An 18,199-nucleotide genomic window follows, 5' to 3' on the forward strand; every position below is an offset into this window, starting at 1 on the left:
GCTCCCTCGGCTGCTTCGGAGTGGGCACCGCCCGGTTGCTGCGGTGCCTCAAGGCTGTGATGTCGAGGTGTCGTACCCGATCCCCCAACCGTGGGGACGGTCTCCCCCGGGCGGGGGAGGTCGCGCGCCCGACGACCCGGCAGGATGGCGGCATGTCCCGGATCGCGCCGCTTCGCACCTCGCTCGCCCGCCTCACCCGGCCACTTGTCGCGGCCTCCACCTACACGCGGGCCTTCCACATGTTCACGGCGCTGGCCCTGGGCGTTGCGGTCGCACTGGTGTATCCGGGCCTGGAGGGGGAGGGCGGGGCCGCCGACGGCTTCGCGCTGCTGGCCGTCCCGATCCCGATCCTGGTCGCCTTCGGGCTGCTCGCCGAGGCGCGTCGGTTCGAGGGATTCCTGGCCCGACTGCTGCTGCGTCCCGGCGACGAGAGCGACATCGTGGTCACCCGGTCCCAGGGGTGGGCGGACCGATGGCGCACCGCACTGTGGCTGGTGCTGCGGGTCGAACTGGCCTGGCTCGGTCTCGCGCTCGCCGGCAACACGGTGTTCGTGGGGATCGCGATGATCGTGTCGCCGGCGACGGACATGGGCGTGAGGTTCAGCGGGATCGCCTTCCCCGGTGGTGCCGGGCACTGGTGGCTCATCCCGCTGGGCCTGCTCGTCATCGTCGGGGCGCTCTACTACCTGGCCGGCGTGGGTTGGCTGCTCACCCGGCTCGGCACCAGGTTGCTCGGGCCGTCCGCGAGCGAACGCCTCGCGATAGCCGAGCGTCGGACCGAGCAACTGCTCGAACACAATCGACTCGCCCGCGAATTGCACGACTCGATCGGCCACGCACTGTCGGTGACGGTGCTTCAGGCCGGCGCCGCCCGGCAATTGCTCGACAGCGATCCCGGCTTCGCGGATCGGGCGCTCGAAGCGATCGAGGAGACCGGCCGGCAGGCCCTGGAGGACTTGGAACGCATGCTGCTGCTGTTGCGCGAAGCGCCGGAGCCGGCCGCGCCTCGCCCCGGCCTGCCCGAACTCAAGGTGCTCGTCGACGGCACGCGAGGCGCCGGGGCCTCGGTCGAACTGCGGGTGTCGGGCCCCCTCGACGCGGTGCCGGCGGTGATCTCGCGCGAGGGCTACCGGATCGTGCAGGAGTCGCTCACCAACGTGCTGCGGCACGCGGGTCCGGTGCCGATCGACGTCACCGTCGCGGTGGACGACCACGACGTCGAGCTGACCGTGCTGAACAACGTGCCCGCCGCGGGCACGGAGCGATCGGTGGTCGGCGCGGGCGGTGGCAGCGGGCTGCGCGGCATTCGCGAACGGGCCGCGCTGCTCGGCGGAGAGGCCACCGCGGGCGCTCAGGACGGCTACTGGCGGGTGCACGTGCGCCTGCCCCTACGGTGGGCGTCGTGACGATCGCGATCATGCTGGTGGACGACGACGAACTGGTTCGGGCGGGCCTGCGGGCCATCCTGGGTGCGCAGCCCGACTTCGAGGTCGTGGGCGAGGCCGACGACGGCGCGGGCGTGCTCTCGCTGGTGCGCTCGCTGCGCCCGGACGTGGTCGTGATGGATGTGCGGATGCCGCGCGTGGACGGGATCCAGGCCACCCGGGACCTGCTCGCCCATCTCGACCAGCCGCCCAAGATCCTGATCATGACCACCTTCGAGAACGACGAATACGTCTACGAGGCGCTGCGGGTGGGAGCGCACGGCTTCCTGCTCAAGCGGGCCCGTCCCGCGGAGATCACCGGCGCGGTGCGGGCGTTGGCCACCGGAGACTCCCTGCTGTTTCCGGCCAAGCTGCGGGCGTTGGTCGAGCGCCACGGGAAGGCGGCCCGTGCCGACGCGGTGGCCCGGGCCAATCTGACCGAGCGCGAGGGCGACGTGTTGCGGGCGATGGCCCGGGGGCTGAACAACGCGGAGATCGCCGCCGAACTGTTCCTGGGCACCGAAACGGTCAAGAGCCATGTGAGCGCAGTGTTGGGCAAGTTGGGGGCCCGCGACCGCACCCAGGCGGTGATCGCCGCCTACGAGTCGGGTTTCGTGGGCCCCGGCTGAGCATGGCCTCGGGGCGGCTCGGCCGTGTCGGCCGACTCGGTCGGTTCGGCTGAGCCGGCCGGTCGGCCCGGTCGGCCCGGTCCGCTCGATCCGGTCGGATCCGTCGGCCTGTTGACCGAGATCGGTCGATCCGGTTGTCGAGGCCGAGCGCATGCCCGATCGGTTCGGCCAAAAGATGACATAAAAGAAGATATTCGTACTATGTGTGACCCCTCCCGGCGGTGCTCGTTGGCCATCGTGCGCATGGGCCCCGTACCGATTCGCGGGCGCCGGCCGAGGCGCGGCGAGAGGGGATCCACACATGCGACACGGTCGCGACGAGAGCACACCCGACCCGGCGACCCGATCCGACCCGAACGGCACCGGTGCGGGTGCCTGCCGGAGCGACCGGAGCACCCGCGAGCGGGCCCGGCAGGCCCGGGCCGATCTCGTCGCCCTGTGCCGACGCCGGCTGGACCAGGGGGCGGTGCGCCGCACCGAGGCCCTGGTGGTCGGGCGATATCCCGAACTCGTCCGGTCGCCTACTTGATCCTGCCGCCCGCCATGGAGCGCCACCGCCGGGTGCTGGCCGCGCACGCTCTGGTCCAAGCGCGCTGCCGGGCCGACTGCGTAATCTCGGCCGCGGCCCGGGCGTCGCGGGCATGAGCGATGCCGACCTTGTCCGGCTGCGCATCGTGCGCGGCGCGCTGCGCCTGAACCGCTCCACGCGGCGTCGGGTGCTGCTGCCGCAGGTCTGGGGCCTGCGGCTGTTCCCACCGACCGGCGGTGCGGACGAACCGGCGATCGAGCAGGCACTCGGCCGATTGTCCGGCCCGGGCCCGCGCGTTCTTCGTCCTGCGCGTGCTGGACGGCCTGGACCCCGTCGAGGCGAGCGAGTTCCTGCTCGCCGCCGGGGTCGAGGACGTCCTGGCCGCCGAGACCGAGGCGGATGCCGGTGCGCCGGCGCTGCGCCCGGCCGGACATCCGGGGGGCGGACCCGGATCAGCCCGCGACCTGCTGCGCGCCGACCCGTTCGACCCGTGCACCCTGCGGGCGACTCCCTCCGACCTGCTGCGCCGTCGGCGACGTCGGCACACCGCACTGGGCGTCCTGGCCTCGGTCACCGTGATCGCCACGATCGTCTGGCATACGACCGGCGGTACCGACCCCTCGGCCGGCGGCGGCGGCCGAGCCGATCGGGCCGCACCCGCCGCGCAGCCGGTCGGCGGTCCGCCCCGATTGATCCCGGCCGGTGCCTGGGTCGGCACGACCCGCCTCGACTTCGACGTGTGGTCCACCCGAGGAACCCGGGCCCGCGACGAGGCGTTGACCCGGCGCGCGGTGCGGGCCTGGACCGACCCCGCCGACGGCACCCCCGTCACGCTCGGCCGCGGCACCGCCGCCGGCCCGCCGACCGGCGCCCCCCGCCTGCTGTACGCGGGCGACGTCGCGGGGGCGGCCGCCGTGCTCCTCGCCGACGGCACGCGTCCGGCCCGCTATACCGACGACCACGGCAGGCGCACCCTGGAGGTCGGCGCGGCCGACGACTCGGACGAGCGTTCGGCCTCGGCCGTGGTGCTGCGCCGTGATCCCAGCGGCGTCCGGATGTTGCTCGCGCCCTGGGTGGACGAGGCCGCGGTGCGGGACCTGCGTCGCCCCGAGGGCAAGAGCAGGCCGCCGGCGATCACCGACAGGGTCACCGCCCCGATGCCCGACCTCGGTACGGCTGGGAAGGGCTGCGCCACCGTGCCCGTGCTCGAACTGTTGGCCGGGCGCGCCGCCGACAACCACCCCTATCTGCTCGCGGACCTGGGCGAACTGTCCGCGACACACCTCACCTACATGCCGCCACCGGACCACGTCCACACCGGCCGGCCGGTCGAGGCCGCCTCCAGTGAACGCGCCCTCGGCGTGTGGTCGCGGACCGCGTGTGCGCTGGACACGTTGCGCGGACGGGGGCTGCGGCTGGTCAACAACTGGGAGTTCGCGCACTTCGACCTGCCCGAGGCGGCGGGGGAGGCGATGTGGTCCTGCCTGCACGCGTTCGACCGCAAGGGCGGCGGCGACGTGGTGGTGCAGTTCCTGCCGCCCGGGGCGAGTGCGACCGGCGCGCAGACCGTCAACCGGCTCGCCGACTCGCCCGCGTGCAGTCGGTCCGGGAACGACATCGTCACCTCGACGTGGTGGCGCTCGCGGACCGGCGCCTGGTACCTGGTCGCGGCGGGCACGCGCGACGTGGTCAAGGTGACCGCGTCCGGCTCGGTCAGCGGCTCCGCCGACGCCCGCCAACTGGTGATCAAGGCCCCGCCCGGCGCGCTCCCGCCGCCGCCGGCGGCACCGGTGGCCAACGTACGCAACGGCACCACGATCAAGACCCTGGGCTGACCACCGCAGCCGGCGCGGCCGGTGGTGGTCGGCCCGCACGCGCCCGGCCCGCACCCGCCCCAGCCGCGTCGGCGTAGGGATCGAGGTTTGCCCCTCGGCATAAAGTGATATCACTTTGCTATAGTGGTGATGGCAAGCCAAACCGAGCGGGAGTGACCACATGAGCGATATCGGCCCCGAGTCCATCGTGGAAATGCCGGCCCCCCAGGTCCGGGAGAAGGTGGTGACCGGCGTCTCCGGTCTGCCCGCCCTCGCGGTCGGGGTGCTCTTCGTCGCCGGCGGTGTCGGGCTCACCATTTTCGGCGCCCTGCTGCACGACGGTCAGAAGGTCGCGGCCATCACCGCCGGCATCGTGATCATCGTCGCGTCGCTGTTCGCGCTTTGCGGTCTGACCACCGTGGCCCCCGGCGAGGCCCGGGTGCTCCAGCTCTTCGGGCACTACAAGGGCACCGTGCGCACCGACGGCCTGCGCTGGGTGAACCCGTTCACCGACCGCACCAAGGTCTCCACCCGCATCCGCAACCACGAGACGCAGACCGCCAAGGTCAACGACAACGACGGCAACCCGATCGAGATCGCCGCGGTCGTGGTGTGGCAGGTCAAGGACACCGCGCAGGCCAAGTTCGAGGTGGACGACTTCGAGGAGTTCGTCGCGATCCAGACCGAGACCGCGGTGCGGCACATCGCCAACAGCTATCCGTACGACGACCACGGCAACGGCGGCATGTCCCTGCGCGACAACGCCGACGAGATCACCGGCAAGCTCTCCGCGGAGATCGGCGCGCGGGTCGCCTCGGCCGGGGTCAGCGTGGTCGAGTCGCGGATCACCCGGCTCGCCTACGCGCCGGAGATCGCCCAGGCGATGTTGCGCCGCCAGCAGGCGGGCGCGGTGGTCGCCGCCCGGCAGCGGATCGTCGAGGGCGCGGTGGGCATGGTCGAACTCGCGCTGAACCGGCTGGAAGAGGGCGACCTGGTCGAGTTGGACGACGACCGGCGCGCGGCGATGGTCAGCAACCTGCTCGTGGTGCTGTGCAGCGACCAGGCCACCCAGCCGGTGGTCAACACCGGTTCCCTCTACGCGTAGCCGGCCCGGTGACCGAGCGCAAGAAGATCCTGCTCCGCCTGGACCCGGCGGTGCACGATGCGATCGCCAAGTGGGCCGCCGACGAACTGCGCAGCACCAACGCGCAGATCGAGTTCCTGCTGCGGCGCTCGCTGGGCGACGCGGGTCGGATGCCGGGCAACGCCGGTCGTCCGGCCCGCCGGGGCAGGCCCCCCAAGGCCGACGCCGCCGCGCGCCCGGCGCCCGCCGAAGCCGAATCCGAGCCCCGCGAGTCCGAGCCCCGCGAGTCCGATACCGAGTCCGGGGGAGGCGACGGTGGCGTTCGAGACGATTCTGGCGGTGCCGGCCATCGTGGCCGCGGCGGTGGCGACACTGGCGACCTCGGTACCGCGCCGTGAGGACCGGCCCGAAGACGACGCGACGCCCTGGCGCCGAGGAGGTCGACGTGAACGTATCCCTGGAGGTCGACGTGAACGTATCCCTGGCCCGGCGAGTGTTCCTGCTCGCCTACAGCCCCGAGCGGCAGCGACTGCTGAGCCGAAGCAACCTGGGAGCCACACTCCAGGCCGCTGCCCTGTACGACCTCTACGAGCAGGGCCTGATCCGTGACGACGCCGGGAGGGTCACGGCGACCGCGCATCGGGGTGCCGCCGCACCGGACTGCGACCTGGCGGCCGACCTGCTGGGCAGGATCACCGCGAGCGAGCGGGCCCACCGGTGGCGCCACTGGGTCAAGAAGGGCGACCGGCAGGCCACCGGCCGCGTCGGTGCCGGCCTCGAACGCGAGCGGGTGATCAGGTTCGAGTCGCACCGGCTCCTGGGCATCGTCCCGGTCCGACGGATGCTGCTGCGCCAACCGCAACTGCGCACCGCCGCGACCAGGGCGATGTGGGACGCGCTCAAGCCGGGCCGGCCGGTGGCACGCGTGCCCGCGGCGGATGCGGCGCTGGCCGCACTGGCCTACGAGGGCGAACTGCGGGTGGTGCTCGGCGGTCGGGAACGCCGGGCGGCCAAGGGCCGGATCCGCGAGCTGGAGGCGGGCCTGGGCCCGGTGCCCGAGGCGCTGCGCAAGGTGGTCCGCGATCGCAAATCCGCGGCGTCCGGGGCCGGCGTCTGATCGGCTTGACGATGTCCGTAGTGTCGAGGAATGACCTCCCGCACCACCCCCGACGCGACCCCGCGGGCGCTGCCCGCATTCGTCGACCGGCTGCTGCCGGGCGCACAGGGACGCTCGGTGTTGCTGGTGCTGGCGAGCGCGTGCTCGATCCAGTTCGGCGCGGCGTTCGCCGCCCGGCTGTTCCCGTACGTGGGACCCGCCGGCGCGGTCACACTGCGGCTGGTCCTGGCGGCGAGCATCCTGCTGGCCTTCGCCCGGCCGCGGCTGCGCGGGCGCACCCGGGCGGACTGGCTCGTGGTGGTCGGCCTGGGCGTGATGTTCGCGGGCATGAACATGTTCTTCTACGAGGCGATCGACCGGCTGCCGCTCGGCCCGGCGGTCACGCTGGAGTTCCTCGGGCCGCTCGGCCTGGCCGTGGTGTTGTCCCGCCGGTTGCGCGACATGATCTGGATCGTGCTCGCGGCCGTCGGTGTACTGCTCCTGGGCCGCGGCGGGTTCAGCGGGCTGGACCCGGTCGGTGTCGCGTTCGTGATGGCGGCGGCGGCCTGCTGGGCGGGCTACATCGTGGTCGCCTCGAAGATCTCCAAGCGCTTCGACGGCGTCGAGGGCCTGGCGCTCGGCTTCGCGGTGGCCGCGGTGCTGGTCACCCCGTTCGGCGTGGTCACGGCCGGGAGCGCGCTTCTGGAGCCCAAGGTGCTCGGGCTGGGCGCGTGTGTCGCGCTGCTGTCCTCGGCGCTCCCGTACAGCTTCGAGATGCTTGCGATGAAGCATCTGACGCCCGCGACGTTCGGGCTGCTGGCCAGCCTGGAACCCGCCGTGGCCGCGATCGCCGGATTCCTCGTACTGCATCAGTCGCTCGTGCCGATCCAGGTCGCGGGCATCGCGCTGGTGGTGATCGCCAGCGCCGGCGTCACCGTGGCCCAGTCGCCTCGGCGGGTTCGGGCGAGCTCCGATACAGCCGGGCCCGAGCCCGATCCACGACCAGTTCCCGGTTCAGGTGCCATCCCCACTCCGGCCGCAGCACCGGACGCTTGTGTGGAGTCACCACCACGAACGCGGTCGTGACCTCGGTCAGCGCGTAGGCCAGCGCGGGCAGTCGGGATTCGGCGAGCAGGTGCAGTGCGTAGCTGCACACCACGAGCGAGTAGGTCCGGCCCGCCAGCGCGCCCGCCGCGATCTCCTCGAAGCGCAGCGGCTCGGCGGGCGTCCCGGTCCGCTCGCGGTAGGCGACGCCCGTGTACGGATCGATGCCCGAGATCTCGCGTGCACCGAGTTCGCGCAGCGCGAGGGTGGCCTCGCCGCTGCCGCAGGCCAGGTCGAGCACGCGGTCGAGGAGCCTCGGCTCGGCGGCCACCGGCTCCGCCAACGCCTCGGCCAGCACCGCCCGCACCCGCGGCTCGTGCGGGTTGCGGTACCGCGTGCCGTGTGTCGCGTAGAAGCCCTCGGCGCCCAGTTCCTCGTAGGCGGGCCGGATCTTGTCCATACCCTCGATTGTCTACTCTCCGCTTTCCCGCTCCGCCTTCGGCGTACGACCGAACCGGAACCACCGCTTCCAGGCGCCCTTCGGCTTGGGCGCGTTGCGCATCCGGACGTACGGCTCCAGGGTCGGCGGGTGGCCGCCGGCGATCGCCCGGGCCCGCTCGATCTCGGCGTTGTACTCGGCACCGAGCAGGATCGCCATGTTGGTCAACCACAGCCAGATCAGGAACACGATCACCGCGGCGAGCGTGCCGTAGGTCTTGTTGTAGGTGCCGAAGTTGGCCACGTAATAGGCGAACGCGGCGGAGAAGAGGGCCCACAGCAGCACCGCGAGCACGCCGCCGGGAGTGATCCAGCGAAAGCCCTGCTTGGCGTTCGGCGCGGCCCAGTACAGCAGCGCGAACAGGAAGTTGACCACCACGATCAGCACCGGCCACTTCGCGTAGTCCCACAGCAGCACGCCCGCCTCGCCCACCCCCAGCGCGTGTCCGGCCTGTTTGGCCAGCGAGCCGGTGAACACCACCGCGATCGCGCAGATCGACAGCAGCAGCAGCGTCACCACGGTGACCGCGACCCGGGTGGGCACCGTCTTCCACAGCGGCCGGCCCTCGGGCACGTCGTAGATGGTGTTGCACGCGCGCATGAACGCGGCGACGTAGCCGGACGCAGACCACAACGCCAGACCCAGGCCGGCCAGCGCGAGCGGGCCGGCCGTGCCGCGGCTGTGTTCGAGGTTCTGGATCGCGTTGATCACGATCTGATGCGTCTCGGTGGGCGCCACGTTCTGCACGTTCTCGGTCAGCGCGTCGGTGGCCGAGCGACCGGCCAGGCCGACCAGCGAAACCACGACCAGCAGCGCGGGGAAGATGGACAGCACGCTCTGATAGGTGAGCGCGGCGGCCCAGATGTTGAGGTCGTCCTCCTTGAACTCGCGGATCGTGCGCCACGCGGCCTTGAACCACGACGACTTGGGGAGGTCGCTCGGGCGCTCCGGGAGGTTCTCCGGAGCCGGTGCCCGTTCGGCGGCGCCCTCGGCGGTGTCCTCGCTGCCGGGCCCGGTCTTGTCGAGGTCCACCGCGTCGGCGGCCGGCTGCTCGGATTTCGGGCGGCCGGCCGCGCGCGGGCCCGGGACCTTTTCGGTCCGCTCCGCGGCCGAGTCGGATTTGCCGGGCGGCTCGGTGTCCGCGGCCGGCCGACTGCCGTCACCACGCAACGCACGGGCGGTTCGCTCCTCACGCTCGGCTCGTGCCTTGCGCGCATTTCGTGCGTCCTGCCACTTGCCCATGTGCCGGCCCCCAACGTCGTCCCGAGATGGCCGGCGTCTACCCGGCGGCGGTCGGCACATGCGGTGCGGCACACGGGTTGTGACGCGGCGTCAGCGCCGCGGCGCGTACATGATCAGAGCGACGCCGGCCAGGCAGACGGTTGCCCCGGCGAGATCCCAGCGGTCCGGACGGAAACCGTCCACGGCCATCCCCCACGCGAGTGAACCCGCGACGAAGACACCGCCGTAAGCGGCCAGGATCCGGCCGAAGTCGGGGTCCGGCTGGAGCGTGGCCACGAACCCGTAGATGCCCAGCGCGATCACCCCGAGGCCGGCCACCCACCACGGGCGATGCTCGCGTACGGACTGCCAGACCAGCCAGGCGCCACCGATCTCGGCGAGGGCGGCGAGCGCGAACAGGACGAGCGAGCGCGCGACGATCATGGGCGTACGTTAGGGCCGGCTCGGAAGCGGGGGGAAAGCACGCTCGCGGACGGTCGCGGGGGCGCGCGGGCCGGCGCCGCGGGGCGCGAACGTGGACGTACGTCGTGGGCGGCTGGGACGGCTCGGTAAACTCGCCGCTCGTGACGTCCCAGCCTGTGCGCAAGCCCCGCATTCCGAACGTTCTGGCCAACCGGTACGCCTCCCCGGCGCTGGCCACGCTGTGGTCCCCCGAGCACAAGGTGGTGCTGGAGCGCCGACTGTGGCTCGCGGTCCTGCGTGCCCAGGCCGACCTGGGCATCGAGGTCCCCGAGGGTGCGGTCGCCGACTACGAGCGGGTGATCGACCAGGTGGACCTCGCCTCGATCGCCGAGCGCGAGCGGGTCACCCGGCACGACGTCAAGGCCCGGATCGAGGAGTTCAACGCCCTCGCCGGCCACGAGCACGTGCACAAGGGCATGACCTCGCGCGACCTGACCGAGAACGTCGAGCAGTTGCAGATCCGCTCGTCGCTGGAACTGATCCGCGACCGCGTGGTGGCCCTGCTGGTACGACTGGCCGAACTGTCCGCGCAGCACGCCGAGCTGGTCATGGCGGGCCGCTCGCACAACGTCGCCGCGCAGGCCACCACGCTGGGCAAGCGGTTCGCCTCGGCGACCGACGAACTGCTGGTCGCCTACCACCGGCTCGACGACCTGATCACCCGTTACCCGCTGCGCGGCATCAAGGGCCCGGTGGGCACCGCGCAGGACATGCTCGACCTGCTCGGCGGCGACGAGGACAAGCTGGCCGAGCTGGAGGGGCGCGTCGCGGCGCACCTGGGCTTCGAGCACGCGTTCGTCTCGGTCGGCCAGGTCTACCCGCGCTCGCTCGACTACGACGTGGTTACCGCGCTGGTGCAACTGGCCGCGGCGCCGTCGTCGCTGGCCAAGACGATCCGGCTGATGGCCGGGCACGAGCTGGTCACCGAGGGCTTCCAGCCCGGCCAGGTCGGCTCGTCCGCGATGCCGCACAAGATGAACACGCGCTCGTGCGAGCGGGTGAACGGCTTCACGGTGATCCTGCGCGGGTACGCCTCGATGGTCGGCGAGCTCGCGGGCGACCAGTGGAACGAGGGCGACGTGTCCTGCTCGGTGGTGCGTCGGGTCGCGCTGCCGGACGCGTTCTTCGCCTTCGACGGCCTGATCGAGACGTTCCTGACCGTGCTGGAGGAGTTCGGCGCGTTCCCGGCCGTGGTCGCCCGCGAGCTGGACCGTTACCTGCCGTTCCTGGCCACGACCAAGGTGCTGATGGCCGCGATCCGCGGCGGCGTGGGGCGCGAGGCCGCACACGAGGTGATCAAGGAGCACGCGGTCGCCTCCGCGCTGGCGCTGCGCGAGGGCGTCGAGCGCAACGAACTGCTCGACCGGCTGGCCGCCGACGAGCGGCTGCCGCTGGACCGCGCGGCGCTGGACACGCTGCTCGCCGACCGCCTGTCCTTCACCGGCGCGGCGGCGGCCCAGGTGGCCGAGGTGATCCGACGCGTGGAAACGGTCGCCGCAAAGCACCCGGAGGCGGCGAAGTACCGCCCGGGCGCAATTCTCTAGCCGCGGCGGCCGAACGACCGCTGCGACGGGCCGGGACACGGGGGCTTGCCCTGCGTCCCGGCCCGTCGCCGATCCGGAGCCCGGACCCGACGGCGACAGCACGGCCGACGCACCCGGCACACCCGCCCTCGCCCCCGCACCGCCGCCCCGCGAAGCCCGACATCAAGGGCGACCCGCAACCCACACCACCCACCGCGGCGGGCCACCCGCTGCGCTCGCGGTGTCGTGCTTGCGCCGTGACGGGGGTTGCGTCGGCGTCGCCACGGGCGCTGCGCTCGCGGTGTCGTGCTCGCCTCGTGACGGGTTGCGTCAGCGTCGCCCCGGGGCGCTGGGCTCGCGGTGTCGTGCTCGCCCCGTTACGCGGGTTGCGCCCGCGTCGCCACGGGTGATCTGCTCGCCCCGCCAAGCGCGCTGCGCTCGCCGCACATTGCCACGCTTGCCGTACCGCTTGCCTCGCGCGCTGTGCCCAGGCCCTGCCTGTCCGCTGCCCCGGCCCGCCCGCTCTGCTCCGCGGCACCTGCTTCGCCGTGCTTGCCCCACCCGCCCCGTTCCGCCGTTGCGGCCATCCGCTCCGCGCGCCCGCTTCGCTGTGCTCGCCCCGCCTCGCGTGCTGGGCAAGGGTCCGCTCGCTCCGCTCCGCTTGACCCGCTTCGTCGCCGTCACTTCGCCCGCCTCGCCCATTCCGCCGCGTCCACTGCCCCCGCCCGGCCCGCCTCGCCCCGTTTCGCTGCGTCCGCTGCGCCTGCCCCGCCCGCCTCCGCCGTGCCCGACCCGTGCGCTGCGCCCGCTCCGCAGCGCGCCGCGTGCCCCGTTTCGCCGTGCCCGTCTTGTCGCGCTCGCTTCGCCGGTTTCGGCCGTCCGGTCCGCGTGCGTGCTCCGCTTCGGCTCGTTCGCGTTTCGTCGCGTGTTTCGTGGATCGGCCGGATGGGTGTCGGGGGCATGAGTGAGGGTGGGTGGGGCGATGGTGGGGGGAGGCGTTCGGTGTGAGGAGTCGTGGCGTGGGGTCGCTGTTGTTCCATGAGGTGGCCGTCGTGTCGCGGGAGATCGCGGGCGAGGCCGGGCGGACCGCGAAGGCGGAGTTGGTGGCCGGGTGTCTGCGGCGGGCGGATCCGGCGGAGGCGACCGTGCTGGTGGCCTACCTGGCGGGCGCGCTCACCCAGCGGCAGATCGGCGTCGGGCCCGCCGCATTGCGCGAGTTGCCGGAGCCGGCCGACGCACCGTCGCTGACCCTGCTGGAGGTGGACACCGCGCTGGAGGCGATCGGCACCACCACCGGTGCCGGGTCGCAGGCCGCTCGACGGGCGCTGATCGAGGCCCTGTTCGTCCGGGCCACCGCGGTCGAGCAGCGGTTCCTGATCGGGTTGTTGGTCGGCGAGGTGCGGCAGGGCGCGTTGGACGGGGTGATGGCGGACGCCGTCGCGCGGGCCGCCGATGTGCCGGTGGCGGCGGTTCGTCGAGCGCTGATGTTGCGTGGCGCCGCCGGCCCGGTGGCCGCCGCGGCGCTCGCCGGCGGCAAGGCCGCGCTTGCCGCCTTCACCCTGCAGGTGGGCCACCCGGTGCGCCCGATGCTCGCCGCCTCCGCACCGGACGTGTCCGCCGCGCTGGCCAAGCTGCGGGCCAAGGACCCCGATGCCAGGGTCGCGCTGGAATGGAAGATCGACGGCATCCGGGTGCAGATCCACCGCGACGGCGAGCATGTCGCGGTGTTCACCCGCAGCCTGGACGACATCACCACGCGCGTCCCGGAGTTGGTCGAGGCCGTGCGTGCGCTGCCGGTGCACACCGCGGTGCTGGACGGCGAGGCGATCGCGCTGCGCCCGGACGGCCGACCGCATCCGTTCCAGATCACCGCGTCCCGGACCGGCACCCACGACGCCGCGCGGCTGCGGGCCGAGACGCCGTTGACGGTGTACCTGTTCGACGTGTTGCACGTGGACGGCACGGACCTGATCGACCGGCCGGGAGCCGAGCGCTGGGCCGCGCTCGAAGCGCTCGCACCGGCCGAGGTGCTGGTGCCCCGGTTGCTCACCGGGGACGATGCCGCCGCCGACGCGTTCTTCGCCGACGCGGTCGCGCGCGGGCACGAGGGTGTGGTGGTCAAGTCGCTGGATACCCCCTACACGGCGGGTCGGCGCGGCGCCGGGTGGGTCAAGGTCAAGCCGCGGCACACCCTCGACCTGGTGGTTCTGGCCGCCGAGTGGGGCCACGGACGCCGCCGCGGGACGCTGAGCAACCTGCACCTGGGCGCGCGGGACCCGGCCGGGGACGGTTTCGTGATGCTCGGCAAGACGTTCAAGGGGCTCACCGACGAACTGCTCGCGTGGCAGACCGAGCGGTTGCAGGAATTGGCCGTTCGCCGGGACGACTGGACGGTGTGGGTACGGCCCGAACTCGTGGTCGAGATCGCCTTCGACGGGTTGCAGACCAGTACCCGCTACCCGGGCGGGCTGGCCCTGCGGTTCGCCCGAGTGCTGCGCTACCGCAAGGACAAGACGGCAGCCGAGGCGGACGACATGGACACGGTCCGGGCGCTGGCCTCCGGCGACTGAGCCCGAAAACGGACCAGGCCGCGAGGAGGGACCGAGCCCGGCGATCGAACGCGGCGCCGGGCCGGTCGGTCAGTCGGGTGTGGGTGCCGTGTTTCGGCGCGGGTGGTAGAGGGCTTGCGCGTTGTCGTGCAGTACGGCGCCGGCCAGGTCCGGGCCGACGGTCTCGGCGATCATGTCGAGGTCGGTGTCGCGGAACGGCCTGGGCGCCCGGGTGGAGGGCAGGTCGGTGCCGGCCAGGAGCGCGTGCGGGGCGACGGCGAGCACGGCCCGCAGCGTGGCGGGGACGTCCAGGTCGACCCGGCCGAAACCGGTGGCCTTGACGTAGGCCCCGCGCTCGACCAGGCGCAGCAGGTGCGGCAGGCCCTCCCGGGACAGGCCCAGATGGTCGATGCTCAGCTTCGGCAGCGTGGTCAGAGCGGGCGGCAGGTCGGGCAGGTCGCGGGCGTCGACGTACAACTCGGCATGCCACCCGACCAGGTCGTACACGCGATGGGCGAGCCGAGCCGACTGCTCGATCCGCGCGGAACCGCCCCGACGGATGTTGAACCGGACCGCGCGTACGCCCGCCGCGTCCAGCTCGCGAATCGTGTGATCCGCGACGTCCGCCGGAAGGTGCAGCACGCCGACGAAGCCCGCACCGAGCCGGTGCAGCGCGTCGAGCAGATACGTCCGGTCGAAGCCCTGGAACGAACCGGACACCACGGCGCCACCGGTGACGCCGAGGGACGCGACCCGGGCGAGGTAGTCGGCGACGGTGAAGGTCGGCGGCAGATAGCCGTGATTGGCGACGAGCGGGAAGCGCGGGTCGACGATGTGCAGATGCGCGTCGAACAACGGACGGTCGAACATCGGACGATCGACCGTCGGATGGTCGGAGACCACCCGGCCGCCCGGGTTCGGCGTCGCGGGGGACGGTTCGGACACGGCACGGCCTCCGATGCGGTTCGGGACGGCCCGAAAACGGCTCGGAGACGGCTCCGGCACGGCCCGAAAACGGCTCCGGTACCTGCTCGGGCACGCCGCAGACCGTAACGGCTCGCCGCATACCGTAGCGGCTCGCGGACGCGTTGCACCGCAACGGCCGCAGAAGCCGCATACCGTATCCGAGAGTCCGCGGGCAGAACGAGTATTGGTGCCGACCGCGCCGGGCAGGCACTTGCCACGGAAGGCGTCGACGAGGGTGGGGAGGGCCGAGGACGATGGCCGAGTTGCTGCTCGGTCCCGTGCTGCGGCACGTGGATCGTACGAGTGCCACCGTGTGGGTGGAGACCGACGCGCCGTGCGTGGTGACCGTGGCGTGTGAGGACGGCGTGGCCGAGGCCGCCACCTGGCAGGTGTTCGGGCACCATTACGTGCTCGTGGTGCTCGAAGGGCTCACGCCGGGACGGTCGCGGGAATACCGGGTGCTGCTGGACGGGCGGGTGTGCTGGCCGCAGGAGAACTCGACCCACCCGCCGAGCGTGGTGCGCACCGCTTCGGACGAGGGCGAGGCGGAGCGGGACCTGAACGTGGTGTTCGGATCCTGCCGCTGGTCGAGTCCGCCGAGCACCGAGGAGGGCGAGGAGCGCCGGATGGATCCGGACGCGCTGGACACCCTCGCCCGCCGGCTGATGCGCTCGCCGGACGAACCGCTGCCGGACGCGCTGCTGTTGCTCGGCGATCAGGTGTACGCGGACGAGACCTCGCGTGCGATGCAGAACCGGCTCGCGCGGCGGCGTGACCTGAGCAAGGCGCCGGGGCCGCAGATCGCCGACTTCGAGGAGTACACGCTGCTCTATCACGAGTCGTGGTCCGATCCGCAGATCCGCTGGTTGTTGTCCACCGTGCCGAGCGCGATGATCTTCGACGACCACGACGTGATCGACGACTGGAACACCTCGCATGCGTGGCGCACCGATATGGCCGCGACCGACTGGTGGTCCGAGCGGATCGCGGGCGCGCTCGCGTCGTACTGGATCTATCAGCACCTGGGCAACCTGGACCCGGCCGCGTTGGCGCGCGACGAACTGTTCGCGGCCGTCCGGGCGGCGGCGCCGGGCGAGGACGTCGGGCCGCTGCTGCACGAGTTCGCGCTGCGGGCGGATGCGGAGGCGGAGGGCAAGGCGACCACCCGGTGGAGCTTCCGACGCGACTTCGGCCGCACCCGGCTGCTGATGATCGACTCGCGCGCGGGCCGGGTGTTGACCGGGGACGGCCGGGCGATGATCGGCGCGGACGAGCTGGCCTGGATCACCGAGCAGGCGGACGAGGGCGGTTACGACCACCTGCTGATCGGTACCTCGCTGCCCTGGCTGCTGCCGCACGGCATCCACGACCTGGAGTCGTGGAACGAGGCGCTGTGTGCGGGCGCCCGGGGACCGCGGGTCGCGGAATGGAGCGAGTGGCTGCGGCGGGCCGGCGACCTGGAGCACTGGGCCGCTTTTCGCGAGTCGTTCGCGGCGTTGTCCGCGCTGCTCGGCCGGATCGCACTGCACGGACCCCGGTCGGGTGGACCGGTGCCGGCAACCGTGTGCGTGTTGTCCGGGGACGTGCACCACGTGTACGCGGCCGAGGTGTATTGGCTCGTCCCGGGGGAGGGGCCGCGGGCCGGGGAGGATCCGGGCGAGTCGGCCCGGGTCTACCAGCTGACCTGCTCGCCGGTGCACAACTCGGTGCCGCCGGCGATTCGGATCGGTTTCCGCTTCGGTTGGGGCCGCATCGCGACCCGACTGGGACACGTGCTGGCCCGGCATGCGCGGCTGGCCCCGCTGCCGGTCGAGTGGACGAAGCTGGGTGGCCCGTGGTTCGGCAACCACCTGATGACGCTCACGCTCCGGGGCCGCCGGGCCGAGCTGTCACTGGAGCGCGCCGAGGGCGGCCGACGAGGCCGCGCGGCGCACCTGCGCCGAGTGGGCCGGGCCGCACTGCGGGAGCGGTGAGCACCCGGCCGTCCCGGCGCAGGCGGAGGGGCGGCGGTCTGCCCGGCCGGGCCCCCTCCCGGCCGGGCCCCACGCGGGCGGTCGGCCCCTCCCGGGCGGTGCCGTGCCCCCAAGCGGTGCCCTGCCCCGGCCGGCCCCTCCCTCCCGGCCGGGCCTCCTCCCGGGCGGCGCCGTGCCCCCAAGCGCTGCCCTGCCCCGGGCGGTACGTGCTTCGGGGACGGAGCCGCGCCCCTGTGCAGCCCCCCGCCGCCGGGCTGCACATGCTCAGCGGTGGCCGATCACGACATTGCCCACGAAGCCGCCCTTGCGGTAGTAGCGCAGCGCCTCCGGGACCTCGTCGAAGGAGAACTCGCGGTGGATCGACGGGCGCAGCTGCGCAGCCTCCACGGCGCGGTTCATCGCCTCGAACTGCGCGCGGCTGCCCACCGCGAGCGGACGCAGCACGGCGCCCGCGTTGAACAGGGCCGACGCGGAGGGTGATGCGTCGGGGGCGTCCGCGCCCAGCCAGTGTCCGACGAAGGCGATCTCGCCGCCGAGCGCGGTCGCCGCGAGCGACTGGGTCAGGTTGCCCGCGACGTCGACGACCCGGTCGACACCGCGTCCGCCGGTCACCCGCCGCACCTGCTCGCCCCAGCGCGGATGCTCGCGGTAGTCGACCACCTCGTCCGCACCCAGCGCACGCAGCCGCGCCGCCTTGTCCGGGTTCGACGTGGTGGCGATCACCCGCGCGCCGAACACCTTGGCGAACTGCACCGCGAACAGCGATACGGCGCCGGTGCCGAGTGTCAGCACGGTCTCGCCGGGCAGCAGCGGCCGACTCCCGGTCAGCGCGTTCCACGCCGTCACCGCGGTCAGCGGGAAGGCGGCGGCCTCCTCGAAGGACAGGTGCTCGGGGATGGGTACGAGCGCCTGCTCGCCGACCACCGCGAACTCGGTCAGCATCCCGTCCCGCGAACTGCCCAACTGCGCGGCGTAGTCGAGTGCGAACGGCCCGTCGATCCAGTCCGGGAACACGGTCGCGGCCACCCGGTCGCCGAGCCGGACCCGGGTGACGCCCGCGCCGATCGCGACCACCTCGCCGGCCCCGGCGCAGCCCGGGATTGTGTCGGGCAGCACCGGCAGCGGGTAATCGCCGTCCAGGACCAGCAGTTCGCGCAGGCTGAGCGAGGTCGCCCGGACCCGGACCAGCACCCGACCGGGGCCCGGCTCCGGCTGCTCGTGCTCGCGGATCGTGATGCCCTCGATGCCGGCGCCGGGCCGCAGGTGGTAGCTCTTCATCGGGTTTCCTCCCTCGACCGATCGGCCCGCCCCGTTCGGCGGGCCGTGGCAACGATCATGTGACCGGCTCCGGAGCCGAACAATTCC

Annotated in this window: 14 protein-coding genes and 2 pseudogenes; 11 read left to right on the top strand and 5 right to left on the bottom strand. The window is 72.8% G+C overall.

Features of this window, described 5'->3' with window-relative positions:
- The first annotated feature begins 152 nt into the window (after nt 1–152).
- The 8 genes and pseudogenes from ACZOOI_RS28005 to ACZOOI_RS28040 all read left to right on the top strand — a co-directional run bounded on the left by ACZOOI_RS28005 (nt 153) and on the right by ACZOOI_RS28040 (nt 7,662).
- Nucleotides 153–1,406, top strand: coding sequence for a sensor histidine kinase (locus tag ACZOOI_RS28005; protein WP_465278429.1), 1,254 nt, complete (start codon nt 153–155; stop codon nt 1,404–1,406).
- Nucleotides 1,407–1,417: 11 nt separating this feature from the next.
- A complete protein-coding gene (locus ACZOOI_RS28010; RefSeq protein ID WP_465281301.1) occupies nt 1,418–2,053 on the top strand; it encodes a response regulator transcription factor in 636 nt (211 codons plus the stop codon).
- Between the two features lie 301 nt (nt 2,054–2,354).
- On the top strand, nt 2,355–2,582 hold the full coding sequence (locus tag ACZOOI_RS28015; RefSeq protein WP_465278430.1) for a hypothetical protein: 228 nt from the start codon (nt 2,355–2,357) through the stop codon (nt 2,580–2,582).
- Nucleotides 2,583–2,818: 236 nt separating this feature from the next.
- Nucleotides 2,819–4,417 carry a hypothetical protein gene (locus ACZOOI_RS28020; RefSeq protein ID WP_465278431.1) on the top strand — a complete coding sequence of 533 codons (1,599 nt, stop codon included), beginning with the start codon at nt 2,819–2,821 and terminating at the stop codon, nt 4,415–4,417.
- Between the two features lie 160 nt (nt 4,418–4,577).
- Nucleotides 4,578–5,501 carry an SPFH domain-containing protein gene (locus ACZOOI_RS28025; protein ID WP_465278432.1) on the top strand — a complete coding sequence of 308 codons (924 nt, stop codon included), beginning with the start codon at nt 4,578–4,580 and terminating at the stop codon, nt 5,499–5,501.
- Nucleotides 5,447–5,707: pseudogene (locus ACZOOI_RS28030) on the top strand (type II toxin-antitoxin system antitoxin); the annotation flags it as partial. The gene ACZOOI_RS28025 and the pseudogene ACZOOI_RS28030, both read left to right, overlap by 55 nt.
- Before the next feature lie 218 nt (nt 5,708–5,925).
- Nucleotides 5,926–6,597, top strand: coding sequence for a GOLPH3/VPS74 family protein (locus ACZOOI_RS28035; RefSeq protein ID WP_465278433.1), 672 nt, complete (start codon nt 5,926–5,928; stop codon nt 6,595–6,597).
- Nucleotides 6,598–6,627: 30 nt separating this feature from the next.
- The gene (locus ACZOOI_RS28040; RefSeq protein ID WP_465278434.1) at nt 6,628–7,662 is read left to right on the top strand and encodes an EamA family transporter; all 1,035 of its coding nucleotides are present in this window, start codon (nt 6,628–6,630) and stop codon (nt 7,660–7,662) included.
- A gap of 16 nt (nt 7,663–7,678) precedes the next feature.
- Here the strand turns inward: ACZOOI_RS28040 and ACZOOI_RS28045 are convergent.
- From ACZOOI_RS28045 to ACZOOI_RS28055, 3 genes and pseudogenes are all read right to left on the bottom strand, one after another.
- A pseudogene (locus tag ACZOOI_RS28045) lies at nt 7,679–8,080 on the bottom strand (class I SAM-dependent methyltransferase); the annotation flags it as partial.
- 12 nt (nt 8,081–8,092) lie between these two features.
- Nucleotides 8,093–9,361, bottom strand: a complete 1,269-nt coding sequence (locus ACZOOI_RS28050) for a YihY/virulence factor BrkB family protein (protein WP_465278435.1) — start codon at nt 9,359–9,361, stop codon at nt 8,093–8,095.
- 90 nt (nt 9,362–9,451) lie between these two features.
- On the bottom strand, nt 9,452–9,784 hold the full coding sequence (locus tag ACZOOI_RS28055; protein WP_465278436.1) for a YnfA family protein: 333 nt from the start codon (nt 9,782–9,784) through the stop codon (nt 9,452–9,454).
- 140 nt (nt 9,785–9,924) lie between these two features.
- On the opposite strand from ACZOOI_RS28055, the gene purB reads away from it, so the two are divergent.
- Both purB and ACZOOI_RS28065 read left to right on the top strand, forming a co-directional pair.
- Nucleotides 9,925–11,367: an adenylosuccinate lyase gene (purB, locus tag ACZOOI_RS28060; RefSeq protein ID WP_465278437.1), complete on the top strand. Its 1,443-nt coding sequence runs from the start codon at nt 9,925–9,927 to the stop codon at nt 11,365–11,367.
- 1,007 nt (nt 11,368–12,374) lie between these two features.
- Complete coding sequence (locus tag ACZOOI_RS28065; protein ID WP_465281302.1) at nt 12,375–13,916, top strand: ATP-dependent DNA ligase; 1,542 nt, start codon at nt 12,375–12,377, stop codon at nt 13,914–13,916.
- Between the two features lie 69 nt (nt 13,917–13,985).
- Here ACZOOI_RS28065 and ACZOOI_RS28070 read toward each other — a convergent pair whose 3' ends face one another.
- Nucleotides 13,986–14,840, bottom strand: coding sequence for an amidohydrolase family protein (locus tag ACZOOI_RS28070; protein WP_465278438.1), 855 nt, complete (start codon nt 14,838–14,840; stop codon nt 13,986–13,988).
- A gap of 275 nt (nt 14,841–15,115) precedes the next feature.
- Here ACZOOI_RS28070 and ACZOOI_RS28075 point away from each other — a divergent pair, with 275 nt between their 5' ends.
- The gene (locus tag ACZOOI_RS28075) at nt 15,116–16,834 is read left to right on the top strand and encodes an alkaline phosphatase D family protein (protein WP_465278439.1); all 1,719 of its coding nucleotides are present in this window, start codon (nt 15,116–15,118) and stop codon (nt 16,832–16,834) included.
- A 264-nt stretch (nt 16,835–17,098) separates the two neighbouring features.
- Here ACZOOI_RS28075 and ACZOOI_RS28080 read toward each other — a convergent pair whose 3' ends face one another.
- Entirely contained in the window at nt 17,099–18,112 is a 1,014-nt protein-coding gene (locus ACZOOI_RS28080; RefSeq protein WP_465278440.1) for a zinc-dependent alcohol dehydrogenase family protein, read from the bottom strand.
- Between the last annotated feature and the right edge of the window lie 87 nt (nt 18,113–18,199).

The sequence above is a fragment of the Embleya sp. L77 genome (assembly GCF_055557415.1).

Bases quoted from the DNA above. Each gene is read 5' to 3' on its own strand.
- ACZOOI_RS28005 (WP_465278429.1), top strand. From the start codon at position 153: ATGTCCCGGATCGCGCCGCTTCGCACCTCGCTCGCCCGCCTCACCCGG.
- ACZOOI_RS28010 (WP_465281301.1), top strand. From the start codon at position 1,418: ATGCTGGTGGACGACGACGAACTGGTTCGGGCGGGCCTGCGGGCCATC.
- ACZOOI_RS28015 (WP_465278430.1), top strand. From the start codon at position 2,355: ATGCGACACGGTCGCGACGAGAGCACACCCGACCCGGCGACCCGATCC.
- ACZOOI_RS28025 (WP_465278432.1), top strand. From the start codon at position 4,578: ATGAGCGATATCGGCCCCGAGTCCATCGTGGAAATGCCGGCCCCCCAG.
- ACZOOI_RS28040 (WP_465278434.1), top strand. From the start codon at position 6,628: ATGACCTCCCGCACCACCCCCGACGCGACCCCGCGGGCGCTGCCCGCA.
- ACZOOI_RS28050 (WP_465278435.1), bottom strand. From the start codon at position 9,361: ATGGGCAAGTGGCAGGACGCACGAAATGCGCGCAAGGCACGAGCCGAG.
- ACZOOI_RS28055 (WP_465278436.1), bottom strand. From the start codon at position 9,784: ATGATCGTCGCGCGCTCGCTCGTCCTGTTCGCGCTCGCCGCCCTCGCC.
- ACZOOI_RS28075 (WP_465278439.1), top strand. From the start codon at position 15,116: ATGGCCGAGTTGCTGCTCGGTCCCGTGCTGCGGCACGTGGATCGTACG.
- ACZOOI_RS28080 (WP_465278440.1), bottom strand. From the start codon at position 18,112: ATGAAGAGCTACCACCTGCGGCCCGGCGCCGGCATCGAGGGCATCACG.